This is a genomic window from Collinsella sp. LCP21S3_D3 (genome assembly GCF_052118305.1).
Classification (GTDB): Bacteria; Actinomycetota; Coriobacteriia; order Coriobacteriales; family Coriobacteriaceae; genus Collinsella.
In genome coordinates this window covers 19,967-45,426 of sequence record NZ_JBQKHK010000008.1, presented here as the reverse complement: position 1 = coordinate 45,426, position 25,460 = coordinate 19,967, and the positions used below count along the sequence as shown (strand labels likewise).

22 protein-coding genes are annotated in these 25,460 nt (G+C 60.2%); 5 read left to right on the top strand and 17 right to left on the bottom strand.

Annotated features, from left to right (window positions below):
• Positions 1–99 precede the first annotated feature (99 nt).
• From ACTQ1S_RS05285 to ACTQ1S_RS05265, 5 genes are all read right to left on the bottom strand, one after another.
• Positions 100–933 carry a PTS system mannose/fructose/sorbose family transporter subunit IID gene (locus tag ACTQ1S_RS05285; protein WP_154518549.1) on the bottom strand — a complete coding sequence of 278 codons (834 nt, stop codon included), beginning with the start codon at positions 931–933 and terminating at the stop codon, positions 100–102.
• A 13-nt stretch (positions 934–946) separates the two neighbouring features.
• The gene (locus ACTQ1S_RS05280; RefSeq protein WP_154518546.1) at positions 947–1,741 is read right to left on the bottom strand and encodes a PTS mannose/fructose/sorbose/N-acetylgalactosamine transporter subunit IIC; all 795 of its coding nucleotides are present in this window, start codon (positions 1,739–1,741) and stop codon (positions 947–949) included.
• A gap of 36 nt (positions 1,742–1,777) precedes the next feature.
• Entirely contained in the window at positions 1,778–2,701 is a 924-nt protein-coding gene (locus ACTQ1S_RS05275) for a PTS mannose/fructose/sorbose transporter subunit IIAB (RefSeq protein ID WP_427719486.1), read from the bottom strand.
• Between the two features lie 183 nt (positions 2,702–2,884).
• Positions 2,885–3,967 carry a DMT family transporter gene (locus ACTQ1S_RS05270; RefSeq protein ID WP_441547229.1) on the bottom strand — a complete coding sequence of 361 codons (1,083 nt, stop codon included), beginning with the start codon at positions 3,965–3,967 and terminating at the stop codon, positions 2,885–2,887.
• A 427-nt stretch (positions 3,968–4,394) separates the two neighbouring features.
• Entirely contained in the window at positions 4,395–5,387 is a 993-nt protein-coding gene (locus tag ACTQ1S_RS05265; protein WP_441547228.1) for an SIS domain-containing protein, read from the bottom strand.
• Between the two features lie 206 nt (positions 5,388–5,593).
• Here ACTQ1S_RS05265 and ACTQ1S_RS05260 point away from each other — a divergent pair, with 206 nt between their 5' ends.
• On the top strand, positions 5,594–6,316 hold the full coding sequence (locus tag ACTQ1S_RS05260) for a GntR family transcriptional regulator (protein WP_427747834.1): 723 nt from the start codon (positions 5,594–5,596) through the stop codon (positions 6,314–6,316).
• A gap of 21 nt (positions 6,317–6,337) precedes the next feature.
• Here ACTQ1S_RS05260 and ACTQ1S_RS05255 read toward each other — a convergent pair whose 3' ends face one another.
• The 4 genes from ACTQ1S_RS05255 to mfd all read right to left on the bottom strand — a co-directional run bounded on the left by ACTQ1S_RS05255 (position 6,338) and on the right by mfd (position 12,630).
• Complete coding sequence (locus ACTQ1S_RS05255) at positions 6,338–6,928, bottom strand: GNAT family N-acetyltransferase (protein ID WP_441547227.1); 591 nt, start codon at positions 6,926–6,928, stop codon at positions 6,338–6,340.
• Between the two features lie 78 nt (positions 6,929–7,006).
• On the bottom strand, positions 7,007–8,032 hold the full coding sequence (locus ACTQ1S_RS05250) for a threonine aldolase family protein (protein WP_441547226.1): 1,026 nt from the start codon (positions 8,030–8,032) through the stop codon (positions 7,007–7,009).
• 45 nt (positions 8,033–8,077) lie between these two features.
• Positions 8,078–8,941 carry a phosphatase PAP2 family protein gene (locus ACTQ1S_RS05245; RefSeq protein WP_441547225.1) on the bottom strand — a complete coding sequence of 288 codons (864 nt, stop codon included), beginning with the start codon at positions 8,939–8,941 and terminating at the stop codon, positions 8,078–8,080.
• Between the two features lie 56 nt (positions 8,942–8,997).
• Positions 8,998–12,630, bottom strand: coding sequence for a transcription-repair coupling factor (mfd, locus tag ACTQ1S_RS05240; RefSeq protein WP_441064183.1), 3,633 nt, complete (start codon positions 12,628–12,630; stop codon positions 8,998–9,000).
• 321 nt (positions 12,631–12,951) lie between these two features.
• Between mfd and ACTQ1S_RS05235 the strand changes: the two genes are divergently transcribed.
• The 3 genes from ACTQ1S_RS05235 to ACTQ1S_RS05225 all read left to right on the top strand — a co-directional run bounded on the left by ACTQ1S_RS05235 (position 12,952) and on the right by ACTQ1S_RS05225 (position 17,087).
• Positions 12,952–13,908, top strand: a complete 957-nt coding sequence (locus ACTQ1S_RS05235; protein WP_441083261.1) for an FHA domain-containing protein — start codon at positions 12,952–12,954, stop codon at positions 13,906–13,908.
• 144 nt (positions 13,909–14,052) lie between these two features.
• Entirely contained in the window at positions 14,053–16,062 is a 2,010-nt protein-coding gene (locus ACTQ1S_RS05230) for a DUF6273 domain-containing protein (protein WP_441064180.1), read from the top strand.
• Between the two features lie 35 nt (positions 16,063–16,097).
• Positions 16,098–17,087, top strand: a complete 990-nt coding sequence (locus ACTQ1S_RS05225; RefSeq protein WP_441054378.1) for an FHA domain-containing protein — start codon at positions 16,098–16,100, stop codon at positions 17,085–17,087.
• Between the two features lie 213 nt (positions 17,088–17,300).
• Here the strand turns inward: ACTQ1S_RS05225 and ACTQ1S_RS05220 are convergent, their stop codons facing one another.
• The 7 genes from ACTQ1S_RS05220 to ACTQ1S_RS05190 all read right to left on the bottom strand — a co-directional run bounded on the left by ACTQ1S_RS05220 (position 17,301) and on the right by ACTQ1S_RS05190 (position 24,413).
• The gene (locus ACTQ1S_RS05220) at positions 17,301–18,668 is read right to left on the bottom strand and encodes an InlB B-repeat-containing protein (protein WP_441064188.1); all 1,368 of its coding nucleotides are present in this window, start codon (positions 18,666–18,668) and stop codon (positions 17,301–17,303) included.
• Between the two features lie 42 nt (positions 18,669–18,710).
• The gene (gene nth, locus ACTQ1S_RS05215) at positions 18,711–19,376 is read right to left on the bottom strand and encodes an endonuclease III (RefSeq protein WP_441064179.1); all 666 of its coding nucleotides are present in this window, start codon (positions 19,374–19,376) and stop codon (positions 18,711–18,713) included.
• A gap of 63 nt (positions 19,377–19,439) precedes the next feature.
• A complete protein-coding gene (locus ACTQ1S_RS05210; protein ID WP_441064177.1) occupies positions 19,440–21,242 on the bottom strand; it encodes an ABC transporter ATP-binding protein in 1,803 nt (600 codons plus the stop codon).
• Between the two features lie 127 nt (positions 21,243–21,369).
• Positions 21,370–22,725, bottom strand: coding sequence for a DNA recombination protein RmuC (locus tag ACTQ1S_RS05205; RefSeq protein WP_441064175.1), 1,356 nt, complete (start codon positions 22,723–22,725; stop codon positions 21,370–21,372).
• Positions 22,726–22,776: 51 nt separating this feature from the next.
• Positions 22,777–23,340: a hypothetical protein gene (locus tag ACTQ1S_RS05200; protein WP_390448572.1), complete on the bottom strand. Its 564-nt coding sequence runs from the start codon at positions 23,338–23,340 to the stop codon at positions 22,777–22,779.
• Complete coding sequence (locus ACTQ1S_RS05195; RefSeq protein WP_441547224.1) at positions 23,337–23,867, bottom strand: DUF6036 family nucleotidyltransferase; 531 nt, start codon at positions 23,865–23,867, stop codon at positions 23,337–23,339. Before ACTQ1S_RS05195 ends, ACTQ1S_RS05200 begins: the two co-directional genes overlap by 4 nt.
• Before the next feature lie 123 nt (positions 23,868–23,990).
• Complete coding sequence (locus ACTQ1S_RS05190; RefSeq protein WP_441015560.1) at positions 23,991–24,413, bottom strand: hypothetical protein; 423 nt, start codon at positions 24,411–24,413, stop codon at positions 23,991–23,993.
• A 26-nt stretch (positions 24,414–24,439) separates the two neighbouring features.
• Here ACTQ1S_RS05190 and ACTQ1S_RS05185 point away from each other — a divergent pair, with 26 nt between their 5' ends.
• Positions 24,440–24,625: a hypothetical protein gene (locus tag ACTQ1S_RS05185; RefSeq protein WP_154518490.1), complete on the top strand. Its 186-nt coding sequence runs from the start codon at positions 24,440–24,442 to the stop codon at positions 24,623–24,625.
• Between the two features lie 218 nt (positions 24,626–24,843).
• Here ACTQ1S_RS05185 and rbr read toward each other — a convergent pair whose 3' ends face one another.
• A complete protein-coding gene (gene rbr / locus ACTQ1S_RS05180) occupies positions 24,844–25,383 on the bottom strand; it encodes a rubrerythrin (RefSeq protein WP_154518486.1) in 540 nt (179 codons plus the stop codon).
• Positions 25,384–25,460: the final 77 nt, after the last annotated feature.

Sequence of the window (25,460 nt, the reverse complement as noted above, 5' to 3'; positions counted from 1 at the left end):
AGGGACTGTCCCTTTGACACATTTAGGGATGGGAGCCTGCCTGGGGTATGGGATGCCAGGCAGGCTCCCCGGGGAAAGCGGTTAGACGCTTGGGCGCGACTAGGCCAGGATGCCGGCCGCGGAGAGGGCGATGCCGCCCACGATGGCGATCACTAGAAGCCAACCGGTGTTGACGTTCTTCTTGATGAGCCAGTACATAAGGCCGGTGAGGCCAAGGGAAATCATCTGGGGCATCATGCCGTCCAGGATGTCCTGGATCACGACGGTGCCGTCAGCGAACTGCAGCGGGGTGGTGGCGCCGATCAGCGTAGCGATCATGCCGCCCACGGACATAAGACCCACGATGCCGCAGACATACATGAGCTTCTCCATGAGGTCGCCGCCCTGAAGCTTGCTCAGGTACTCGTGGCCGCCCTGATAGCCCATCTTGGCTGCGAACCAAGTGATCAGCACGGAGGGCACGATGGAGATGAGCATGGCCAGGATCGGGCCCATGATGGAGCCCTGCTGAGCCAGCTGAACGCCCAGACCAAAGGCGATAACGCGGATGGTGCCCTGGAAGAAGGAGTCACCAATACCGGAAAGCGGGCCCATGAGGGAGGTCTTGACCGCGTTGATCGAATCGGGATCGAAGTTCTCGGGATCCTTGGCGTACTCCTCCTCCATGGAGGCGGCGAGGCCCAGGACGAAAGCGCTCGTCTGCGGAGTGCAGTTGTAGAACGCCATGTGACGGCGATAAGCCTCTTTCTTAGCAGCAAGCTGCTTGGGGTCGGACTCATCCGGATAGAGGCGATCGAGCGTGGGAACCATGCCATAGAGGAAGCCCATGTTCATCTGACGCTCGTAGTTCCAAGAGGCCTGGATGGCCCAGGAGCGCCAGAAGAACTGGCTGACCTTCTTGTTCAGGGACACGTCCTTGGTTGCGGTTGCCATAGTGTGTTCCTCCTTAGTCTTCGTCGTCTTCGAGCGGATCGTAGTCGGAATCGACACCGGCGGCTGCATGGGAACCGTTGAACTTGAAGCCCATGAAGACGACAGCCAGGCACACACCGATCAGAGCGACCGCGATGACGGACAGGTTGAGGTAAGCGGCGAGCAGGAAGCCGATGAACAGGAACGGAGTCATACCCTTCTTGATCATCATGGTGAGCAGCAGGGCCAAGCCGTAGGCGGTCATGATCTTGGTCGAAACGTTAAGACCAGTGGACAGCCACTCGGGAACCATGTTGACGATGGCCTGAACCAGGTCGGTGCCAACAAAGACGGCGAGGAAGATCGGCAGGAAGTACATGACGGCGTACAGACCAGTGCCGACGCAGATGTGCATACGGTAGGCGGTCTTGAACTTTCCGTTATCGATCGCGCTATCTGCCACATGGGTGAGGGCGGCGATGATGGAACGGAACACGATGCCGAGGAGCTGACCCAGGACGGCGACCGGGATGGCGATCGTCATGGCGGTCTCGGCGGAAGCATCGGTCAGGCACGCAAAGGCAGCGGCCACGATGCCGCCCAGGACCATATCGGGCGGAACGGCAGCACCGACCTGCACCAGGCCCATGGACACGAGCTCGACGGCGGCGCCGACGGCAAGGCCGGTGGGCACATCGCCCAGCAGCAGACCGACGAGCGTAGCGCCAACGAGGGGCTGCTCGAAGTTAAGACGACCGAGCAGGCGGGAGTCCCACATGCAGAACACGCCGACGAGGCCGACGAGCACCGCACTGATGAACGTATTCATACCCTTCTCCTTTCAGTCAGGCAAAAGCCTGGTTGACTACAGCTTGGCGTCGATGTCGACGCTCTGATACGTGGGGGTCTGCTGGACATAGAGCTTGATGCCCATGTCGAGCAGCTGGTTGATGTCGGCCTTCTGGGTGGCGTCGAGGAAGACGGAGCTGTCCTTGCCGCCGACCTGATCGGCACCGTCGTGGTTGGCGGTAGCGCCCAGGTTGATGGCGTCGAGCTTGTAGCCCTGGCAGAACTGCAGCATCTCGGCAGTGTTGCCAAAGACGAACATGACGCGCTCGCCGAGGGTGTTGAGCTTGTCCATCTTGGCGAGGGCACGCTCGACGGTGAAGACGTTCAGGCGCACGCCCTGGGGCTTGGCCAGCTTAAGAGCGCCCTTCTTGATGTCATCGTTGGCGGCAGCGTTGTCGACGACGATGATGCGCTCGGCCTGAACCTTGGTGGTCCAGGTAAAGACGACCTGACCGTGCAGCAGACGGTAGTCAAGACGTGCGAGGACGATCTTGGCGGGACCGGAGCTGTGACGGGACGCCTTGGCCTTCTTGGCGGGAGCCGCGACGGCCTCGACCGGTGCGTTGGGGTTGGTCAGACCAGTGCGGGCCTCGTTGATGAGGGCCGCGAGCTCGGTGCCCTTGACGGGGGCGGGGCTCATAGCGAGCGTGAGCGCCAGCGGGATGTTGAAACCGCTGACAACCGTGAACTTCGTGCCGTTCTTGGAAAGCTCGACCATGCTGTTGTTGACCGAGCTGCCGAGCATATCGGTCAGCACATAGACGGTGTCGTCCGCGTTGAACGTGGCGATCATGGCGTCCACCTTATTGGTGATGGGCTCCTTGTCGTCACGAGCAAGCGACACGACGTGGACGTTCGACACGTCGCCGAGAACCATCTCGAGCGTGTCTTTGGCGCCTGCGGCCAGGCCGCCATGAGATGCGAGAATGATCTGATTCATCTTGCCTCCTCCTTTTCGTTATGTTCATTATAACGTCTTATACGCTACTTACATTGATAATTAGTATAAAGACCGTTCGCGGTTAAAAATCGACCGTTTACGGGTTTAACGTACTCGAAACGTTGGGGCTGGGTAGGCGGGCACTGGCTGGATAACCCTAGGTCGGATGCCGCACGCAATTCCCTATCGCACGAAGTACCAGGGACTTTCCTGTACGGTGGGCTCCAGCGCGATGCCGGTGCGTTCCTTAAACAGATCCATGTCCTGCGATTTCTCCGTCCACCACGCGTTGGGCTTAAAGGTCATGCTCTCAATGACATGACCGACAAACACACTGTTGCGCAGCCTGGAGAAGTCGGTGTTCATGATCAGGATGGACGCGAGCACCAGCACGATGCCCAGGACCTTGATCGCGCCGGCGGGCTCGGCGTAGACACCAATGCCCAGCAGTACGGTGACAACTGTCTCGAATGACATTACGACGGGAACTTTCGACGTCTCGAGCCCCATGGACAGACCCTGCATATATAAGATGTAAGCCACGGCTGTGGGGATGAGTCCAAAGCCAAGGAACAACAGCAGCAGCTGTGGCGACATTGCCGCGGCGACATCCGGCCACGGAGCCGCGATAGCTGCCATAACCGCACCGCCAAAAACAAAGCCCCAAAACGTGACAGCCAGCGGGTGGACCGTCTTGGTTGCTATTCGGCTAAACACCGCGAGCGACGCACCGCAAAGGCCTGCAATCACACCCGACGTGACGCCCCAAACCGAAAAATGAAAACCGGAAAGGTCGCCATTGGTCACTGCAAGCACACAGCCAACGATGTTAAAGACAATGGCAACGAGCTTGTTAGGGGTCACGTCCTCGCGATAAAGCACGCGGCCGAGCATGACGCCAAACACCGGCGAGGTGTAGAGCAGCACCGAGGCCGTGGACATGCCCACCTCGCCCATGCACTCGTAATAGCAGGTGTTGGCGGCGGCCAAACCGACGATACCGACAAGCGCGCAGGGAACAAGCTCTTTAGGACTTGCCTTGAACAGTGTCAGGGGACCCGATGCTTTTCCCTCACGAGCACCTCCCTGGCAACCCATGAACGCCAAGACCGGAGCCATTAAGGCGGCACCCGACAACAGGCGAAAGGCCGCCATGCTCTGAGACGAAACACCCATGGCCGAGATGCCGTTTACAAAGATTCCGATGCTGCCCCACATAAGCGCGGCGATCAGCACCAGCACATAGCCCAGATTGCTTTTCTTCAACGCAGCCTCCTCGGTATTGTTTCCAATATGTTTCATACTACGTTATAGTCGTTATATACATTTTTCAAGCCACAAATCGCCGAACGGAAAAATCTGCTCTCCCACATACTCATTGGGGACGTACTTAAACGACTAGTCATTCAGGAACGTCCCCAATGACTAGTCGTTTAAGTACGTCCCCAATGACTACCCAACGGCTAGGACTGTCCCCAACTGCCGGCAGAAAGGGAACGTCCTCAACTGCCACATCTGGACCAAGGCGATGCCGATGCTTTGGCAACGTCAGCGAAAACCCGCCAGAGCGAGCAAGGTGCCTTGAAGCGAAGCGGCATTGACCTTCTGGCCATGCCGTCGAAACTGAAAGGCAGATTGCCGCTCTGGCGAGTTTGCAGCGTCGAGCCGTTATGCGGTTCGTAGAACCGCGTAACTAATACTCAAGCTTCCACATGTAGCGGCGCGTCATATAGTCCTTGTGGGTGACGGCAGAGAGCGCGCGCATGTAGACGTTGTTGAGGATCGGCGCGAAGATCAGGTGGTTGAAGTATTCGCTCACGCTGTCCTTGATGTCGTTGAGGCCGAGCTCCTTGGCGTCGAGCTGATAGACGCGCTCGCCACCGTACTGGTTGACGAAGCGGATGCCGCGCTCGTCGTTGCAGCGGCTGCGGCCGACGCTGATGAGCTGGAACAGCGAAGTGCGCTTGTCCAGGATCTCGAAGGGGCCATGGAAGAAGTCGCAGGTGTTGATGGTGCAGGAGTCGATCTGTAGCATCTCCTGCACGTTGCAGATGCTAAAGACGTAGGCGGCACCAAAGAGCGGACCTTGAGCCATCACGTTGATGCAGGGCTTGTCGGCGTTCTGCTCGGCCCACTTGGCAGCAAGCGGACGGGTGTACTCGACGGCCTTGCGATAGATGGGGTCGACCAAGTCGAAGGCGGCCATAGCGGTCTCGTACTCGGCATAGCCCTCGGTCTGCTGCGTGAGCTCCATGGCGATCATGGTCACGACGGCGGAGTTGGTGCGGCCCATGCAGGACTCGTCGACGGCCAGGCTGTCGTACTGAATCTTGTAGTCGCAGACCTCGGTGAGGGCGGACTCGTCGACATAGATGGCGATGGTGCTGGCGCCGCGGTCCTTGGCGACCTGGGCGGCGACGATAGTCTCCTTGGTGCCGCGCATGGACACGACGACGGCCAAGGTGTTCTCGTTAACGTAGGCAGGGGTGGCGTGCACGAACTCGTTGCTGGTGTAGCTGGAGCTCACGACCTGCGTGGCCTCGTGCTCCATAAAGTACTGGGCAGGATAGTTACCGCCGTTGGATCCGCCGGCGCCAATCCACACGACGCGCTTGATGCCGCCCTTGTCTGCCTTGTCGGCCAAAACCTGGGAGACGACATCTTTAACCTGTTCCTGAGTAGTCATCGTGCATCAGCCTTTCTTCTCGTTTGATGCTCATCACAGGCATACAAGTTACATACATGTTTTGGTTATGTCGACTAGTTGTATGCTATATTTGTCTTAGAAATTTTGCTGCTGTGGTTTTCGGTAGCTCGCTACCAGCAGTTTTATTGTTTTATTAAATACATGCTTGCTTAGATAAGCATACAGGTTAGATATAGGTTGGCAATATGGGCGTCACATCTAAAAAGAAACTGACCCAATACGAGCGCTTGGCGGGCACGCTGCGCGATCGCATCGCTGCCGGCACGTATGCGCGCGGAGACAAGCTGCCGTCCGAGATGGAACTCATGGACGAATCGGGGCTGTCACGCAGCACCGTACGCCACGCCCTTAAGGTGCTCGTTGATGAGGGCCTGGTGCGCACCGAGCGCGGGCGTGGCGCCTTTGTGGCCGACACGCCCGCGCTCCACGAGAACAACCTAGTGTTTTCGAGCTATACCAAGCAGGTCGAAGGCCAGGGCATGAAGCCCACCACGCGCACCGTGGACTCGGGCTTTGCCAAGGCGGCCGGCAGCATAGCTAAGTTCTTTGACGCCGCCGTGGGCAGCAAGCTCGTCAAACTTGTCCGCCTGCGCTACCTGGACGACGCGCCGCTGTGCCTGGAGACCACCTACCTGCCGCCAAGCTTCGAGACGCTCATCGATCGCGATATCAACGGTTCGCTCTACGCCACGCTGCGACAGGAGTTCCATCGCGCACCGGCACAGGGGCATAAGACCTTTGAGGTGTGCTATGCCTCGCAAAATGAGGCGTTTTTGCTCAACGTTGAGCGCGGGCAGGCGCTGATCCTGATCACCGACTACGTCTACGACACCGACGGCCGACCGCTCCATGTCTCCAAGCGCATCCAACGCACCGACCGCGCCAAATACACCGAACCCATCGGCTAACCTGCCAAAATAAACCTGTCCCTAAATGGTAGGTTTGGGGAGGTCGGGGAACCAGGTTGGTTTGGGTTGGTTGGGCGTGCGCTCGGCTAGGACCAACTCCATCCAACACATGTCGTACCAGCGACCGAACTTTTGGGCGCAGCGGTCGAAGGCACCCACCAGGCGATACCCCATATGGGCATGGAAATCCTGACTGTTGTGCGTCAGATACTCGTCGTCCTTGTCGTGCGGCACGGCGATGAGGGCGCACATGTTGGTGATGCCCATCGCGATCAGGCATTGCTTGAGCGCATCGTGCAGCTTGCGGCCCAGCCCGCCGTGGCGCACATCGCGCGCCAGGTAGATCGACGTCTCGACCGACCAGTCGTATGCCTCGCGGCTGTTGAGCGGACTCACATAGGCATAGCCTACCGGACGCCCGTCCAGCTCCATCACCAAATACGGGTAGCGCTTGAGCGTACGCTCGATACGCCCGGCGAACTCCTCAACGCTCGGCACCTCGTATTCGCAGGTAATCGCCGTATGGCGCACATACGGCTCATAGATGGCAAGCAACGCCGGCGCATCGTCGGGCGTCGCCAGGCGAATCGTCGGCTCGGATATTTCGGTCATACAACCCTTCCCCCTCAAAAACAAAGGCTGCCCTGCGCCAAGCTCAGGCGCAGGGCAGCCCCTTGTCACTACATCAGGCTACAGGACAGCCGCCAACGCGTCGATGTCCTCCTGCGTCGTGGCCCAGCTGGTGCAAAAGCGCACCACCGTGTGGGTCTCGTCGTACTTTTCCCAGTACTCAATCGAGGCATGCTCGCGAATGCGGGCCATGTCCTCGTTGGGCAGAATCACAAACTGCTGGTTGGTCGGCGTCTCCAAAAAGAACTGGTAGCCGCGCTCGTGCAGCACGCGACGAAGCGCCTGAGCCGTCTCGATCGCCTGGCGCCCAATCTCAAAATACAGGCCATCGGTAAAGAGCGCCTCAAACTGCACGCCCGTCAGGCGGCCTTTGGCAAGCAGCGCGCCATGCTGCTTAATACGCGGAATGGGATGCGCCGGGGCGTGCATACCGCAGAACACCACAGCCTCTCCGCAGAGCGCGCCGCACTTGGTACCGCCGATGTAGAACACGTCGCACAGCTGCGCCAGCTCGGGCAGGGTAATGTCGCACTCATCGGCCGCCAGCGCATAGGCCAGGCGAGCACCGTCCACAAACAGCGGAATCTCGCGCTTCTGGCACACTGCGTGAATCGCCGCGAGCTCGGCCTTGGAGTACAGCGTGCCGTACTCGGTCGATAGGCTCACGTACACGGCACCCGGGAGCACCGTATGCTCGTAGCTCTCGTTTTCGTAGAACACCTGGATATAGTTCTCAAGGTCCTCGGCGTGCATCTTGCCCTCGTAGCCGGGGATGGTGAGCACCTTGTGGCCGCCAAACTCGATGGCGCCCGCCTCGTGGCAGGCGACGTGGCCAGTCTCGGCAGCAACGACGCCCTCGTACGGCGCGAGCAGCATGTCGATCACCGTCGCGTTGGCCTGCGTGCCGCCCACCAGAAAAAACACGTCGGCATCGGGGGCCTGACAGGCCTCGCGGATAAGCTGCTTGGCACGCTCGGTATGTGCATCGGTACCGTATCCGGGCTGCGGCTCCATATTGGTGTCGACGAGCGCCTGCAGCACCGCCGGGTGTGCGCCGTGGGAATAATCGTTGTTAAACGCGAGCATGGCAATCCTCTCTTACCGGGTATCGGCCAGATGATTCAAACGGAGCTATTGTACGCCGCTGGGATAGGCAATGCGCGCGGCAAGGCACTCAAGTGCCAGCACCAGAGCAAAACCGCAGCTCACATCACTCAAAAAGTGCGCTCCGATCACGATGCGGCCAAACGCGACGAACGCCACAACCACAGCCGCCGTCCAAAAGACCACACGACGGCGCGACGGCTTTTCCTTAAAGGCCGCTGCGGGAAGCCCGGCGAGCATGAGGCCAATCGCCGCGTGCGCCGCGTGTCCGCTCGCAAACGACTTAAAGCCGTCCTTGACTACACCGGCGGCAATATAGGCCCGCTTGTCGGGGTTGCCAATCACCCACCACGGCTGAAACTCGAGCCCCGGCGTCACCTCGACCACGCGCATGCGCGGGCGCGACCACAGCGGCTTGACGATCACGTTGAGGATGATGGCCTGAGCGACCCACACGGCAAGCACCATGAGCGCCCAGCGTGTGAGCTCGTCGGGCTCGGTCGTGCGCGTGAGGCGATAGACGATAAGGTTGGCGACGATGGCCAGCACAAACGTCAGCACCAACTGAGCCACGATGAGTTTGCCGCCAACCCTCAGGGACGAAACGATCTCGTAGCCGGTCAGGCCAACATTGACGAAGATGCCGAGCACGGCGAGCCATTTGCTCCCCCTGGAGTCGGGACGCACCGCGCGCACGAGCATAACGCCCGCGACGCTCGCCGTCAGCTCAAACGGCAGCTCGCCGGTCGCCTCGATAAAGCGGCCGTACATACTGCCGATGTTGAACAGCGCGCTCGAGATCTGATAATCGAAGAAACTGCCCACGCCCAGGCAGAGGGCAAGGATAACCGCGATAGCAGCGGCATCTTTCTTATAGATGTACCCGAACATGCTTTCCTTTCGATGGAACCAGATTGCCCAAATGGGGCGTTTACGACGTCGACCCGTTAGTCATCGTCGGACGTGCCCAGCTGCTGCAGCAGCATGAGTGCCGCGGCCACGGGGCCGGTACCGTCGTTGGCGTCGAGACCGCGACCCAGGCCGCTGCCCGCGCCGGCGCCCGCCTTGTAGGGCACCGACAGTTTGCGGCTCTTGGGGAAGTTTACCGCGCCATAGCGGGTCTTAAGCTCATAGGCCACCTTCTTGGGAACGTCGACGCCCAAAAACGTGATGCGACCGCCGCTGAGCGTAACGCTCTCGAGCCCCAGGCGCTCGCCGCGAATGCGGATTCGCGCGCGATTGAACAGGTTGAGTCCCGCCAACGGCAGCTCGCCATGCGCGGCCTCGGTCTCTTCCTGCACCTCGTCGATGCTCTCCAGGTCCCCGGCCGCCGCAAGCTTACGGTATACGAGCACGCGCTGATCCACCGCCGGCAGGTACTCCTCGGACAAGAAGTAGTCGGCCGGCAGGTTGATGCCCACGCTCGCCGCCTCCACACCGGCATCGTCGTCGCCGCGCGCCTCGGCCACGGCCTGGCCCAGCATCTGCGTAAACAGGTCAAAGCCCACGCTCGACAGGTTGCCGTGTTGCTCGGCGCCCATGAGCGAGCCGGCGCCGCGGATCTCCAGGTCGCGCATGGCGATGCGCATGCCGCTGCCCAGGTCCTGGAACTCGGAGAGTGCGGTCAGGCGTGCCGTAGCCTCCTCGGTGAGCGGCAGCTCGCCCGGGAACATAAAGTACGCGTAGGCTTGCGTGGCAGAACGGCCCACGCGGCCCTTGAGCTGGTAGAGCTGCGCCAGGCCCAAGCGCTGCGAATCCTCGATGATCAGCGTGTTGGCGGTCGCGTTGTCTATGCCGCTCTCCACGATGGTCGTGGCGATGAGCACGTCGATCTTTTTGGTCGCGAACTCGATCATGACGTCCTCGACCTCGCGCGGGCTCATCTTGCCGTGCGCCACGCCCACGCGCGCCTCGGGCGCGGCCTCGTGTACGCGTGCCACGGCGTCGTCGATGGTCTTGACGCGGTTGGACACGTAGTACACCTGGCCGCCGCGGCCCACCTCCAGGCGAATCGCCGCGCTCACCACGTCGGGGTCGTACTCCCCCACGTGCACGATCACGGGGCGGCGCCCGGTCGGTGGCGTGGTGATCAGGCTCATGTCGCGCACGCCGCTCGTGGCCATCTGCATGGTTCGCGGAATAGGCGTTGCCGAAAGCGTGAGCACGTCAATCTGCTCGCGCAGGTTCTTGAGCTGCTCCTTGTGCTGCACGCCAAAGCGCTGCTCCTCGTCGATGATCACCAAACCCAGGTTCTTGGGGTTCACATCGGCCGAAAGCAGGCGGTGCGTGCCGATGAGCACGTCGATCGTGCCCTCGGCAAACGCCTTGAGCGCGCGCTTCTGCTGCGCCGGCGTGCGAAAGCGGCTGAGCACCTCGACCTCGAGGCCAAACGGGGCAAAGCGCTCAAAGAAGGTCTCGTAGTGCTGTTGGGCCAGAATGGTCGTGGGGCAGAGCACCATGACCTGACGGCCGGAGTCCACGCACTTAAACGCCGCGCGCAGGGCAACCTCGGTCTTGCCAAAGCCCACGTCGCCGCACAGCAGGCGGTCCATGGGCTTGGGCGCCTCCATGTCGGCCTTAATATCGGCGATGGCCTCCAGCTGGTCGCGCGTCTCGTCGTAAGGAAAGCTCTCCTCCATCTCGATCTGCTCGGGCGTATCGGGCGGGCAGGCGATACCGGTAATCGACGAACGGCGCGTATACAGATCGACCAGGTCAAACGCCAGCTTTTTGGCGTTCTTGCGCGCCTTGTTGGTGGCACGCGTCCAGTCGGCGGTATTGAGCCTAGTCAGGCGCGGCTTGTCGCCGTCGGGGCCAACATAGCGCGTGATGCGGTCGACCTGCTCAAGCGGCACGTAGAGCTTGTCGCCGTCGGCATATTCCAGCAAAAAGTAGTCGCGCTCCTTGCCGCCCACTTCCTGGCGCGCGATCTCGCTAAAGAGCGCGATGCCGTGGGTAGCGTGCACCACGTAGTCGCCCGGCTTAAACGGAAACGTGATCTGCGTAATGTCCACCTTGCGACGGCTGCGCGCGCGGTTGGCGTCCATGCGGGCATTGAGATCGGCGATCGAGAACACGGCTAGGTTGGCATCGGGCACCACCACGCCCTGCGGCAGGGCGGCATCCACAAAGGTCACGCGTCCGCGCGAGATGGTGGGTACGGCAGCACCGGCGGCAGCCTGGGCGGCGCCCGCCTCGAGCGAGCGGGCGTTGAGCGCGTCGGCCTTGCGCTCGCGAATTGCAGCATGGGCCTCCTGGCGGGCAGCACGGTCGGCAGAATCTGCCGCTGCCACGCGTACGCGCTCGCCAATAACACCGGCGTTTTCGGGGGCGGCCGTCAGCGACTCCTCAAAGGTAATGCCCTCGTCGCCAAAGGTGAGCTCCATCGACTCGCGCGCTCCGCGGTCGGGAATGGCAAACACGCAGGCATAGCGCTTGCCCACGACTTCCTGAACGCGCGTCATAAAGCGGTTGTCCGAGCCTGCGATAGCCGGCTGCTCAATCTTGAGCTCTGCCGTAACCGCACCGCCGGCGCGGATCAGGCTCACGTAGTTCAGGCGCTGCTGAGCACCAAAGTCGAGCTGCTGGGCGCGCACGTACAGGCCGTCCAAGCGGTCAATCCCCGCCTCGCCGGCGCGCGCCTCGATATCCTCGTAGGCACGCAGGCAGTCGTCGAACAGCGAGCGCGGCTCGGACAGAACCACAAGCGCCTTGCCGCTCACGTGCGCCAACGGGCTCACGGTCTGGCCGTACATCACCGGCAAAAAGCGGTCGAGCTCGGGTGTGACGATACGCGCATCAACCATCTCGAGCAGTGCCGCCAGCTTGCTGTCGCTCTGGCTTGCGCGATAGAGCGCCACGTGCATGTTGTGAACGGCTTCGTCGGTAAGCGCCAGCTCGCGGCACGGGAAGATCTCGATGCTGTCCTCGTTGCCGATGGTTTGGCCCGTAGAGCTCACCATACGGCGAATGCGATCAATTTCGTCGCCAAAGAACTCAATGCGCACGGGCGCTTTCTCTTGTGCGGGGAATACCTCGACGGTGTCGCCGTGCACGCGGAACAGGCCGGGTGCGTCGGCGGCGCCGGCATTGGTGTAGCCCATGCCCACCAGGCGCTGCGGCACTTCGTCAAAAGGAATCTCCTCGCCCACCGCAAAGGTCGTGGACTCCCAGTAGCAGCTCTCGACTGGCGGCACGCAACGCAGCAGCGCGCGGGCCGAGGCAACCATGATGCAGTTGTCCCCGCGCACGATACGCCCCAGAGCCTCGCAGCGCTGCGCCACCACGGCATCGTCGGGTGCCTGCTCGCGCCACGGATAGTCCTTGCGCTCGGGAAAGCGGCACACGTGCGCCAGGCCCACGTAGGCGGCCAGGCTGCGCGCGGCGCGATCGGCCGCGTCCTCGCCGCTCACAATGTAGACCGTAGGGCGCGGGCGGCGCGCAAACTGAGCAGCCGCCATAAGCGTGCGGCCCGACTGCGACACGGCCAGCGTCACATCCTCGCCGGCGTCGAGCCCGGCCTCGACGGTCTGCAAGGCCTCGGCAGTGTAGAGCTGCGCGGCTATACGGTGAATGAGCATGCTGTTCCTCCGGCATCGCAACGCCAAAAGCCCGCCGGGGCAAGCTCGGCGGGTCGTGCGTCAAAGTTCATTGACGCTTATGGTACCGCACGGTCCCGTGACCAAAAGCCAAAGCGACATCATGCCAAATGTTGCCCACAACGGTCTTGCCAACGCGTTTCCCAGCTTATTAATCCGCTTTCCGCTTTTTAATTTGCTGTCTTCTGGCAGCAATTTACACCGTCCGCGCCCCCTGGCGAGCATTTCGAGCTGAAAAGCGCCTATAATTGAAGATACTTGCGTATACAATGTCACTTTTTGATGAGGGGGGGGTGAAAACAAATGGCCGACACTCCATCTTGTGCACTGTACGCCGGGCTCAAGTCACTCGGTCGCATCAACAACGGTAACGCCGCGCAAATTCTCATGGACGGCAACGCCCGTTACGGTGGACGCCTCATCTCCGAACGCTTGATGGTCCCGTCGTTTATCTCACGCGAAATCGTTCACGCCAAACCCGGTGACCTTCCCGAGTCGCTGTTTGCGCCCTTTGAACAAAGTGCGCGCCAGATACTCAACCTCATCATACAAAACCGAGGCTCCGACCCCCAATCGCTGAGCAAGGTCGCTAAACGCTATATGGAATCGTGCGCCCCAGACATGCAGGATGCCCTTACCAATTGCGGCGTCGACGGCATGCTCTTTAAAAACGGCGTCGAGCGCATCGAGACCGCTGACGATAGTGACATTAAAGATCGCTTCTACATCCATCTGGTCTTTTTTATCGTTACCGGCTGCCTTGGCGACCCCGCCCGCGCCATCGAATACACCGAGTCCTTTGTGTCCGACCAGATGCTCTCGACACTCGGCACGGTCGAGACAACCGTCACCTCATTTTTCTCGACAACCGCGCGCCCCACGGGAGACATTCGCCTGGGGCTGCTGCGCGTCGTGGGCAACTCGGCACGACCGCCGTTGCATCCCCTTACCACGGACCCGGCGGGCAGCATTATCGGGTCGCTGACGAGCGACGAGAACGCCATCACCGACGTCGATTCCGATGTCTCGCGTCAGCACCTGCGCATTTGGCTCCAAGACGGACGCTGGCTTGCGCAGGGCCTCGGCTCCACCAACGGATCGTTTTTGATCTCGGGCGTCGATCGCTGCCGACAGGCTATCGAACCGCCTAGACGCGAGCGCCCCGCCAACTTTGCCAACACCCCCGTCGAGATTCACAACGGAGACACGCTTTGCTTGGGCGCCACGACGCGCTTCTTGGTCATTCGCATCACAGACTAGCCCGCCCACACATCTTCGACGCACAAGGTGCCGTTATTTGCATCAACCCATGCAAATAACGGCACCTTTTCGATTAAGGCAACGGTTGCGCTACCTTTTCACTAACATTATCGCCATGCACTTTTTTCTCGAAAGGATCGCCCCGTGACGTACGACACGGATATGAATATCATCGCGTTGTCCCCCTTTGAACCAAACGCCATGTTTGCGACCACCGAAGACCCCGATACTATTCGCCGCTTTACCACCCTGTTGGATTGCGGGGCAGTCGGCGGCGGTTCCCACCATCTTCGCAAGGTCGCCAACACCGAGGGCGAGACCTTTGCGCTCAAGACGCTGTGGCCCCTCAGCGGCTGTGATGAAGACGGCTCCGCCGTCAGCCCCTCGGACATCAAGACGCTTACCGAGGAGTATCGCAATCTTGCAGCCGTCTCACTGTTGGACGGCTTTCCCAAAACCTATGGCTACGGCTATACCGGCTCCGTACCGGTCATCGTTATGGAGTGGATTGAAGGCCTGCCCCTTCGCGATGCTGCGGCAGAGCTAACCGACCCCGCCGAGGGCGGCCACATTCCCGCAAACACCGTCGCCGCGATTGGAAAACGCCTGGGAGAGATTCTCCTGGGTGCCCAAAAGCTCGATGCGCCGTTTGTACACCGTGATATCTCCTTGCGCAATATCATCATTCGCACGACGTGCCGGTCCCTTGCCCAGCAGATTGCACACTGCAGTTTTGACCTTTGCCTGGTCGATCTGGGCAGCTCGAGCATCAAGCGCTCAGACCCCTCGTTTACCATGTCCACCGGCATCTGGCGCAACGGCACCCCCGAGTTCGCCCCACCCGAGATGCTCTCCAACGACATCCCCGAGCTGGCGCCGCTGCGTACGTCGCCCAGCATCGATACATACGAGCTCTGCAGCGTACTCTACACGCTCTATGCCGGCCACACGCCATATCGCCTAAACGAGCATATGGACCAGTCGCCCTACCTGTACAAGATCGAGCACGAGCACGAGCCGCTTGAGGCACGCGTACCAGGCGACCAAATGCTTGTCGATGTCATCATGAGCGGCATCCATAACGAGCAGTCCCAGCGCGCGCCGCTGTCTACGATTGTCGGCAAGCTCGATGCCTGGATTAAAGACATCGATTTTGAGCCGCGCACGCCGCTGCCCACCCCGATCGACATTAGCCAGCAACCGAAGCCTTCCTGCTCCGACAAGGCTCAGACGCGTCACCCAGTCATCTCGCGTCGCGCTGCGCTCGTGCTCGGCGGCGTCTGCGTTGCCGGCATAGCAGGCTCTGCCATTGCCACGGGATGCTGGGGGCTTATCGACCTGGCGCACGGCATCAAGCCGTCACTCGACGATTACACCTGGGAAGAACTCGCCCTGATCTCCCGCAAAATCCAAGAGACATCTTCCAGCAAAAAGGTGCTCGAGATTGCCGAAACCTACCACCTGGTAAACAGCAAGCAGTCGCTCGAAAACGAGAACACCAAGACCGTCAGGCTTTCCGACGGGACCAAGGCACAAATCCAGATCGTGGGCTTTAAGGCAGACACACTCACCGATGACGGCCTTCCCGCTGGCATCACCTTTATGTTCCGTACCCCCATCGCCATGCGCGCCGTAAACGACAGCGCCGCGACGGGTGGCTGGGAGCAATCGTCGCTTCGTGAATGGTTGGCGGACAAGGGCATGGCTACGCTGCCCGACGATCTCCGCAATCAGATTCGCTCGGTGCGAAAGCTCACCAACAACACCGGCGGCACCAAAGACGCCTCCAGCATCACCGCCACCGATGACAAGCTGTGGCTGCCGTCCATGAGCGAGCTGTGCGGCTACCAGGCGCCCGAAACGTTCGCAGAAGGCTACGAGTACCTTTCTACCCTCTACAGCGGAGAAGGCGAGCAGTACCAGCTCTATCGCGAGCAGAGCGTAAGCGGTCTGACCACCAACGACGCCATGATCCGCACCGTCGCCGGCAAAAAGATCTACTACTGGGAGCGCACCCCCAGCGCCGACTGCAGCGAGGGCGCCAACTCGACGTACTTTAACCGCGTTGGAAGAGACGGCGACGTGTTTAGCTGGGCAACGCCCGGAAACAAACCAGACCAAAAGACCTATGTCCTACCCGGCTTTTGCATCTAATACCTTCACCGGATACCAGAAAGGAGCCTCGCATCATGCGCGCGGAAACACCTTCCGAGGTGCTCTTTGATTTCCTTAAGTGCGACCTGCAGATCAATAATCGAGAAGCGGCGCGCATCTTGGTTTCGGACAAGCCGATGGACGCCAAACCGGCCCCAAGGTTTCGCATTGCCGAAAAGACGTTTCTATCGCGACGCGTGGTGCACGTCGTTCCGGGTACCGACAAGATCGACCCCGAGATGTTTGCCGATTTTTCGCAGAGCGTCCAGAACTTGGCTGCCGCTGCAAAAATCGCCAGCGGCAGCAGTCCAGCGGCCGCCAACGCTCGCCAGCAAGCCATTACGACGCGTGCCCTCGAGCGCATGGCGACGTCGCTCGAACACTGGGGGCTCGATGGTTCCATCCTGCGCAATATCTTTGACCGCATCGCCGTCATGCCGGGCCTCAAGCAAAGCGACCGGCGCCTTTTGGAGCTTCTTGCGCTAACGGTCTGCGGATGCTTGGCCGATCCCAACGCCGCCGCCTCCGAGGTCAAAGACTTTGCCATAACGCAACTGGCCCAGACCTTTGGCACGCTCGAGACCGCCGAGGTCGTCCAGGCACAAGGCACTAACCGCAAGGTCAACGAGCCTCCTGCAAAACTGGGGCTGCTCAGGCTTGCGAAAGACGGCTCGGCCTTGCCGCCAATCTATCCTTTGAGCCTCGAGCCCGAGGGTACGGTACTTGGCTCTTTTGCACACGACCAAAACGCCATCACCAACGTAGGACCCGATGTATCCCGCCGGCACCTGCGTGTAGCATTTTCTAACGGCACGTGGCTCGCGAGCGGCCTTCACTCCACCAACGGAACGGTGCTGGTGACACGCAACGGCACGACCACCGTTATCGAAAAGCCACGCTCGCTGCGCACCGCCGATGACGAGGACAGTCAGATTCCTATCCACGACGGCGACCTGCTCAAGCTGGGTTCCTCGACCGAGTTTTTGGTGCTGAAGATCTCCTCAAACGTACGCGCGCTGGCCTAGGGCCGAGCACATACAATAAGAATCAACTCAAAGGAGCGCCGCTGCACGCATCGCAGCGGCGCTCCTTTATATGACGCGGACATCTAAATACGGATGCAGGAGCCGACAAAACTTACGCAAGATAACTAAAACATAAAAGCCGCGTGGGGGTCGGGTCCCCACGCGACTATCAGGTTTGGGCTAATTAAGCCCGGAGGTAAACGCTAGCAGAGATTAGTGCTCGCGACGCTTGGTCATGTACATGCCCACGGCGGCAGCCACGGCGCCGGCAAGGGAAGCAGCTGAGGTCACTACAAAGATCGGGTCGCCAGTGGTAGGGAGGGCGGCGGCGTCCTTCTTCTCGGCCTTAGCCTCGTCCTTCTTGTCAGCAGTAACCTGCTTCTTGCCCTCATCCTTCTTCAAAGTCTCGGACTTGGGGGTCTTAGCGGTAAAGAAAGCGTAGACAGTGGTGTCCTCAGTGATAGGAGTAGAGAAGTCAAACTTCTTAAAGGACTCCTTGGAAGAAGACCAGCCGACAAAGTTGAAGCCGTCGATGGAAGGATCACTGGGCTGAGCAACAGTCTTGCCGTCCTCGACCTCAACCGTAGTGGTGGAACCATCAACATAGAAATTGACCTTGTGCGTCTGGACAGCAGGCGTCTCGTTCTTGGTCCACTGGGCGTAGAACGTCACGTGGTCACCGCCGCCTTGGACGGGCTTGCTGAAGACGACCGGGTCGGTGCCCTCGGAGTCGTAGGTCCAGCCGGCGAAGGTGTAGCCCTCGCGGGTCGGGGCCAGGGGCTGGCGGGCGACGCCGTCGGCATCGGTCACGCCCTGGAGAACTTCGTTGCCATCAGCGAACACACCGCCGTTGGTGAAGTAGAGGACGTCTTTCTCATTGTTAGCAAGCTCTGCCCACTGAGCGAAGAACGTAACGTGCTGACCGCTACCCGGGATAGGCTTGGTGAAGTCGACAGGATCGGTGCCCTCGCGGTCGTAGGTCCAGCCGGTGAAGGTGTAGCCCTTGCGGGTCGGGGCCAGGGGCTGGCGGGCGACGCCGTTGCTGTCGGTAACGCCCTCCATGGTCTCATTGCCATCGGCGAAAGCGCCACCATTGGCAACATAGAGAACCGTCTTCTCGTTGTTCTGCTTCCACTGGGCATAAAGGGTCGCGTGACCGCTGCCCGCAACGATAGCCTTCGTGAAGTCGACGGGGTCATTTCCGTCGCGATCGTACGACCAACCAAGGAAGTCATAGCCCTCGCGGGTTGGCTGAAGCGGCAGGCGTGCGATACCGTTAGTATCGGTTACGACCTGCATAGTATCGTTGCCGTCGGCGAACTGACCGCCATTGGCTTCGTAGGTCACATTAAGCACCTTCGAGGAAGCCTCAGTCCACTTGGCGAACAGCACGAAGTGATCTGCACCGCCCTGAAGGGGCTGGGAAAAATCGACAGCATTGGTAAAACTGCCGTCATAATACCAGCCGTCAAAGACGTATCCATCGCGCACCGGAGAAGCGGGCTGATTAATCTCGCCGTTTTCATTCGTCGAATAACACTGGTTGGGGTCTCCGTTAGTAAAAGTGCCCCCGTTAGCAATGAAGAAAGTTTGAGACTTTTTTGCAAAAAAGTTTGCAAAAAGCTATTGAGCCACCCGTACACTGGGGCAAAGGTCTGCCAGTGGGCACCCGTCGCACTTGGGTTTGCGGGCATCGCAGATCTCGCGGCCAAAGGTGATCCACTGGTGGTTGACCGACTCCCAATACTCGTGCGGCAAGATCTTGAGCAGATCCTGCTCGGTCTTGAGCGGCTCTTTGGCGTGCGTCTTGGGACTCAGCATCAGACGGTGCGCGATGCGGTTGACGTGCGTATCGACCGCGATGCCCTCGACAATGCCAAACCCCACGTTGAGCACAATGTTCGCCGTCTTGCGCCCAACGCCCGGCAGCTTGACAAGCTCCTTCATGTCGGCCGGCACCTCGCCGCCGTAATCGGCGACAATCATCTGTGCGGCCTCCACGGCGTGCTTGGCCTTGCTCTTATAGAAGCCGAGCGACTTAATGGTATCTGCCACATCGGCAACGCTCGCCCCCGCCATGGCCTCGGGCGTGGGCCACTGGGCAAACAGCTTCGGCGTCACCTTGTTGACCTGCGCGTCGGTCGTCTGCGCCGAGAGCAACACCGCTATGAGCAGCCTATAGGGATTCTCGTGGTCCAAAAAACACTCAACCGGGCCATAGCGACGGTTGAGGCGCTCGCACACCTCAACGGCGCGCTCGCGTTTGGCGGCATTGGTCTCGCGTGGCATAACGACTCCTCAGCTCAGCGACATAACAAACCTATGGGCACGATTGTCCCACGTATGGGGTCTTTACGCCTCCAAAAATGCGCCGGTCTGGCGGCCCCACAAGCTCGCATACTCGCCGCCTGCCTCGACAAGCTGCGCATGCGTACCGTCCTCGACAATCTCGCCGTCCGCCAGCACCACGATGCGGTCGAGCGCCGCCACGGTGGACAGGCGATGTGCCACCACAATGGAGGTGCGGCCGCGCATCAGGTTCTCAAGCGCCTCCTGCACCAGTGCCTCGGACTCGCTATCCAGGGCAGAGGTCGCCTCGTCGAGCACCAGAATCGGCGCGTCGGTGAGGATGGCACGGGCGATGGCCACGCGCTGGCGCTGACCGCCCGAAAGCTTAACGCCGCGCTCGCCCACCATGGTGTCAAAGCCCCGGGGCAGGCGGTCGATAAACTCCAGGGCATTGGCCAAGCGGGCCGCCTCGCGGATCTGTTCGTCGGTGGCATCGGGGCGGCCGTAGGCGATGTTCTCGCGAATGGAGCGGTGAAACAGCAGCGCCTCCTGCGGCACGTAGGCGACCTGGCGGCGCAGGCTCTGCTGCGTGCAGCGCGAGACATCCTGACCGTCCACGAGTACGCGACCGCCCTGTACGTCGTCCAGGCGCAACAACAGTTTGGTGAGCGTCGTCTTGCCCGAGCCCGATTTGCCCACCAGGCCCACGCGCTGACCCGCCGCCACATGAAGTGTCAGGTCGTCGAACACGCTCTCGCCCGCCGCGGCGTCGCGGTATGCAAAGCTCAGGTGCTCAAAATCAATCGCGCCCTCGCCCACCTTGAGCTCGGGAGCGTTCTCGTCGTCTGCCACCAGACGCGGCTCGTCCAGCACGCGCGTCATCTCGGCCGCATCGCCCAGCGCGCGGTTGATGCGCTGCATCATGGAGCTTACGTAGTTCAGACGCATGGTGAGGTTGTACGTATAGGTAAAGATCATGACGAGCGCGCCGGCCGAGATGCCAAACCACGCGTTGCCGCCCGCGACGAACACGCTCACCACGGCCATGGTGATGACGATAAGGCCCGAGGTTGTAAAGTTGCGCTGCATCATGGCGTGCATCGAAACCGTTTCGGCGTCGCGCGCGGCGCGGTCGGCAGCATCGAACAGGTCGCGCTCAAAGTCTTCGCGTCCGCAGGTCTTGACGGCCAGGATGTTCGTGACCGCGTCGGAAAGCACGCCCGACAGCTTGTTCTGCGCGGCGGACGTCGCGGCCGAAAGCGGCATGATGCGCTTATACATGAGCCAGACAAACGCAATGTAGACGACCATAATGCCCACCAGGATCACGGTAAACGTCGGCACCACCGGAGCGAGCGCCGCCACCGTGCAGACAACCGAGGTGATAGTGGGAATGAGCGAATACACCGTCACGTCCACCAGCCCCGTGTAGCCGCTCATAAAACGGCTCGTCTGGCTCACAAGCGATCCGCCAAAACGGCTGGTGTGGAATGTCATGGATTGATTGGAGAGCGTGTCGAAGCACAGGCGCGCCAAGTGATAGTTGCCCGCAATCTCGAGCTTGTAGACGGTGTAGTCCTGCAGCTTGGAGAGGATTTGGCCCACTAGGTTAACGAGCACGAGCGCCAGAATGTAGGGGCCAAAGACCTCAAACACCCGGTCGCCCGCCACGGGGCCGGCCTGGACGCGGTCGACGATAAGCGCCATCACGTAGGTGTTGGCAAACGTGAGCAAAAAGATGTAGCCCGCCGACGAGAGCACCGAAAGAAAGACGATCAGCGGCTGCGTGCGCGTGACGTCCCAAAAACGCTGTAGCGTGCGGCGCACGGTTGAGCGTTTGAGCGGACTGGTGCTTCTCTGTGACATGGGCTTCCTTTCACATCTGGCGGGGCTAAACGTCATTGTTGCATAATAAAGCGCACTTCAGGCAAGCACGATGCGAAAAGCAGCGGGGTGCCCGCGTTTGCGCCGGCGCCCCACCGTCTTGTTGTAATTATTCCTCGTCTTCTTGGTCTGTGAGAAGGCCCGCGGGCGTGAGTCCCAAGATCACATCAGCTTGGTCGGCGTCTTCCAGCGCGTCGATGTCCTTGAGCTTGCGCTCCATGACGTTGGTGCGCGTGGTGATGATGCCCTCGACCGTCTTTCCCGCGGTCTCGATTTGCTGCTGGGCGCGGCGCAGCGCCGCCTGATAGCGCGGCAGCTCGGCCTTGACGGCAGAAAGCACGCGCAGCACGTCATCGGTGCGTTTTTGCAGCCTAAACGTCTGGTAGCTCATCTGTAGACTGTTAAGGATAGCCGCCATGGTGCTGGGACCGGCAACGTTGACGTGATAGTCGCGGCCCAGGGTCTCGATAAGTCCCGGACGACTGACAACCTCGGCGTACAGCCCCTCAAACGGCACGAACATAATGCCAAAGTTGGTCGTTGCCGGCACACTCAGGTACTTTTCGCAGATGTCCTTGGCCTCGCGCTTGACCATGGCATCGAGCGTCTTACGCGCAGCGGCGACGGCCTCAGCGTCACCCGACTCCTGGGCGTCGAGCAGATGCTCGTACGCATCGCCCGGGAATTTGGAGTCGATCGGCAGCAGCACGGGATCGTCCTCGTCTACTGGCAGCTTGACGGCAAACTCAACGCGCTCCGAGGCGCCGGGCTTGGTGGCGACGTTTTCCAGATACTGGTCGGGCGTGAGGATGTCCGCCAGGATTGCACCCAGCTGCACCTCGCCCAAAATGCCACGCGCCTTTACGTTGCCCAGCACGCGCTTAAGGTCGCCCACGCCGGTGGCGATGGACTGCATGTCGCCCAGGCCCTTGTACACGGCCTCGAGCTGGTCGCTCACCTGCTTAAACGATGCCGACAGGCGATCGTTGAGCGTGCGGGAGAGCTTCTCGTCCACCGTCGCGCGCATCTGATCGAGTTGCACGTTGTTATCTTTGCGGATAGCACCCAGCTGGGCATCGACCGTCTCGCGCACCTTGTCCAGGCGGTGCTCGATGCCCTCGCGGTTGGCACCGAGTTGTTGGGCCGTCTCGCGGCGCAGGTCATCCATCCGGTCACCAGCTTGCGAAAACTCGCGTGCGATGTTCAGGTAACGTTGCTGCTCCACGGCCGCATCTGTCGTCTGCTGCTGCGCGATGGCATTGGCCGTGCGGCGGGTTTCTGCCAGCGCGACGTTCAGGGCATCGAGCGCGTTGTTGGCCTGCTCGAGTGCCGCCAGCGCCTCCGCACCGCCATCGCTGCGCTCTCGCAGCTCGGCGCGAAGGCCCTTGAGCTGCAGGGCGCAAGCCACAGCCACTCCTACCGCTACCAAGGCGATCACGACCAGCACAATATCAACAGCAGACATAGACTCCGCCCAACAAACCCAATCAATCATCAAACAAAACCGCAATCAATCTTACCCCGCCACACGCACCGGGCGCCCGGCCCCTTCTTGGGCGCCCCTCTCCTCCGCATATTCCATAATGCGGCGCGCCGTCTCCCTGCTCACCTTTGAGTCATCGCCGGCTAAGTATGCGTACACGTTTCCCTTATTCAGATTCAAATCGCGGCAGAGACCGTAGCGCGTTACGCCCGATTCCTCTAGCGCTCCCAACGTTCTTTTTCGCATCAGAGCGTTGATCCTTCTGTCCGCCACTGGCTTTTCCTTCACCGCTCTATACGCACGCCAAACGTTGGCATAACGATTAGGGAGTTTGTCCTCGGCGCATAGAGATGCCAGGCTACCCGTTTGGGCGTACAAGGACAAAACGCCTCGGTAACCCTCTTCCATCCACGAACCCTCGGATAAGCCCAGAACGTATTCGGCTTTACCCTGCGCCAAAGCGAGCAAAAACAGGGGCTCCGCCACGCGCGGCGCAACCGTCGTCGCCTGCTTAACCAATTTTCTAAAACTGAGCGACTGCTGTCCGGATAGCTCTCGGCAATAGCCTTTTAAGAATCCCTCAAAGGTCAGATTCAACCGAGCACCTCCTTTTTGTATTGCCTGTATGCGCAGACCATCTCTTGATAACTCCGCGCCGAAGGCGACGACGCCAGCGCCTCGCCCTCGTCGAATATAAGCCGTTCGAGCAGTCCCCAATCAAGTCGGTCGACGAATGCCTGGCTATGAAGATCGACGATGTCGTTCGGACGGTAGGCATAGAGCTTCATTACCGCTAGGTCTTCCAAGGATGGCGTAAAGTACCTGATAAAACGCGCCCCAATATCCAAGGGAATCAAACGATCTTCGTAATTGAATGGCATCTGATTACAATATGCCGCCGCCATACCATTCACCTCGGAATATCGAGCTATGATCTCGCGGAGGCACCTGTCTGCCTCAAACACATCAATGTCATGTGTAACCGACCGATTCGTCACATCGTTAAGCATGAAGGCGCTCCCTCCCACCAATACAACGCTCGGTCTATCGTCTCTTGGACCTATTTCCAGCTCCGCCTCTTCGTCAATACCCAAAAGAGTCTGCTCTAAATCCTGCTTATGCATAGCAAATCCTATTATTAATTATCATCAATAATACTATTCAGTCGCACGACAGGACCCACAGGATGCAAGAATTCTACTCGTGGCGATAATCCCTGCACCCTAGAAGTCCTAATGTGACAAACGCTAACTCTCCCAGCCGGCGCGGATGGTTGTTACGACATCGCCCAGGCGCTGGCCGAGAGCTGTTAAATGTTGGAGCACTTCGCTGGGCGAGGCGCCGTTGAGAATGCACGTGAGGGCATATGAGGCCAAGAAGATTGCCGCGAGTCCCAACGGGATCAGCACGATCATCGCCAGCGTACGCAGGCGCTGGGCCCAGCGACGGCGACGCGCACGACGCTTGTCGAACGCAAGCTCCTGCGCATATGAATCTTGCTGTACGGAATAGGCTCCTGGGTCCACCTCACCCGCAGGCGATACCGCGGGCGCGGCGTTTTGCGCAGGAGGCTGGACGGCTGCCCCTTGCATTTGCATCTCCATAAGCCGCTGCTGTTGGCGCAGCATGCGCTCGGCTTGTTGCTGCGGGGTCTCAAGAAACAGATCCATGTTGGCCTCCTCAATAGGAGCATTCGATGCTTGCGCCCAGCATCCCGCACCATCGCGGCCGCGGCAATGAAATCCGCGGCAATAGCCGCAAAGATTCTTTTGTCAGAAAACTGTCGAAAAGTTCAACAACTCCCCTACCAGCACTTTCTTTGAGCTTTTTTCGCCAGCAATCTTTTGCCCTCTCGCCCTTGCGCCATCCGACCAAAACCTAACCAAAAGCTTGACGGAAATTGTGAAGACAGGGACCCCAAACAAAACGTGCCGCCCCAAAAGGGGCGGCACACAAACTAATCTATTAGCCAAAACTCGTTGGCAAGCCCGCGCCGTCAGAACCGCGGCGCATGCCTTTGCCTCGCGCGACCCTGCGGAGCCGTGAGCGAGAGGCAAAGGTATTCCCCGCCCTGCGCTCCGCAGCAGCCAGCGCCACGCGCTAGTAGTTCACCACCTGCTCCTCAAAGTACGCCTTGGGATGGTTGCAAACCGGGCACACCTCGGGCGCCTTGGCACCAACATGCAGGTGCCCGCAGTTCAGGCACTTCCACACCTTTACGCCCTCGCGCTCAAACACCTCGCCCGATTCAATGCGCTCGACGAGCTTGTTATAGCGCTCCTCGTGAGCCTTCTCGACAGCGCCAACGCCACGGAACTTCGCGGCGATCTCGGCAAAACCCTCCTCTTCGGCGGTCTTGGCGAACTCATCATACATCGTGGTCCACTCGTAGTTCTCGCCCGCGGCGGCATCGCGCAGGTTGTCGAGCGTATCCGGAACAGCACCGTCGTGCAGGTACTTAAACCACAGCTTGGCATGCTCGGACTCGTTGCCCGCCGTCTCTGCAAAGATATTCGAAATCTGAACGTAGCCGTCCTTTTTGGCCTTGGATGCATAGTAACGATACTTGGTGTGCGCCTGGGACTCACCGGCAAAAGCGGTCTCGAGGTTCTTCTTGGTTTGAGAATTCTCAAAATCCATAGGTGTACTTCCCTTCAATACGCGCCGCCCATAGACTTTGAGCGGCATTGCCTTTAGGATACCCTCATGCCGAGAGT

Bases quoted from the DNA above. Each gene is read 5' to 3' on its own strand.
- mfd (WP_441064183.1), bottom strand. From the start codon at position 12,630: ATGCTCATTCACCGTATAGCCGCGCAGCTCTACACTGCCGAGGCCTTG.
- ACTQ1S_RS05210 (WP_441064177.1), bottom strand. From the start codon at position 21,242: ATGTCACAGAGAAGCACCAGTCCGCTCAAACGCTCAACCGTGCGCCGC.
- ACTQ1S_RS05275 (WP_427719486.1), bottom strand. From the start codon at position 2,701: ATGAATCAGATCATTCTCGCATCTCATGGCGGCCTGGCCGCAGGCGCC.
- ACTQ1S_RS05195 (WP_441547224.1), bottom strand. From the start codon at position 23,867: ATGCATAAGCAGGATTTAGAGCAGACTCTTTTGGGTATTGACGAAGAG.
- rbr (WP_154518486.1), bottom strand. From the start codon at position 25,383: ATGGATTTTGAGAATTCTCAAACCAAGAAGAACCTCGAGACCGCTTTT.
- ACTQ1S_RS05185 (WP_154518490.1), top strand. From the start codon at position 24,440: ATGCTTGCGCCCAGCATCCCGCACCATCGCGGCCGCGGCAATGAAATC.
- ACTQ1S_RS05250 (WP_441547226.1), bottom strand. From the start codon at position 8,032: ATGCTCGCGTTTAACAACGATTATTCCCACGGCGCACACCCGGCGGTG.
- ACTQ1S_RS05225 (WP_441054378.1), top strand. From the start codon at position 16,098: ATGCGCGCGGAAACACCTTCCGAGGTGCTCTTTGATTTCCTTAAGTGC.
- ACTQ1S_RS05260 (WP_427747834.1), top strand. From the start codon at position 5,594: ATGGGCGTCACATCTAAAAAGAAACTGACCCAATACGAGCGCTTGGCG.
- ACTQ1S_RS05190 (WP_441015560.1), bottom strand. From the start codon at position 24,413: ATGGATCTGTTTCTTGAGACCCCGCAGCAACAAGCCGAGCGCATGCTG.
- ACTQ1S_RS05205 (WP_441064175.1), bottom strand. From the start codon at position 22,725: ATGTCTGCTGTTGATATTGTGCTGGTCGTGATCGCCTTGGTAGCGGTA.
- ACTQ1S_RS05255 (WP_441547227.1), bottom strand. From the start codon at position 6,928: ATGACCGAAATATCCGAGCCGACGATTCGCCTGGCGACGCCCGACGAT.
- nth (WP_441064179.1), bottom strand. From the start codon at position 19,376: ATGCCACGCGAGACCAATGCCGCCAAACGCGAGCGCGCCGTTGAGGTG.
- ACTQ1S_RS05285 (WP_154518549.1), bottom strand. From the start codon at position 933: ATGGCAACCGCAACCAAGGACGTGTCCCTGAACAAGAAGGTCAGCCAG.
- ACTQ1S_RS05265 (WP_441547228.1), bottom strand. From the start codon at position 5,387: ATGACTACTCAGGAACAGGTTAAAGATGTCGTCTCCCAGGTTTTGGCC.
- ACTQ1S_RS05245 (WP_441547225.1), bottom strand. From the start codon at position 8,941: ATGTTCGGGTACATCTATAAGAAAGATGCCGCTGCTATCGCGGTTATC.
- ACTQ1S_RS05280 (WP_154518546.1), bottom strand. From the start codon at position 1,741: ATGAATACGTTCATCAGTGCGGTGCTCGTCGGCCTCGTCGGCGTGTTC.
- ACTQ1S_RS05235 (WP_441083261.1), top strand. From the start codon at position 12,952: ATGGCCGACACTCCATCTTGTGCACTGTACGCCGGGCTCAAGTCACTC.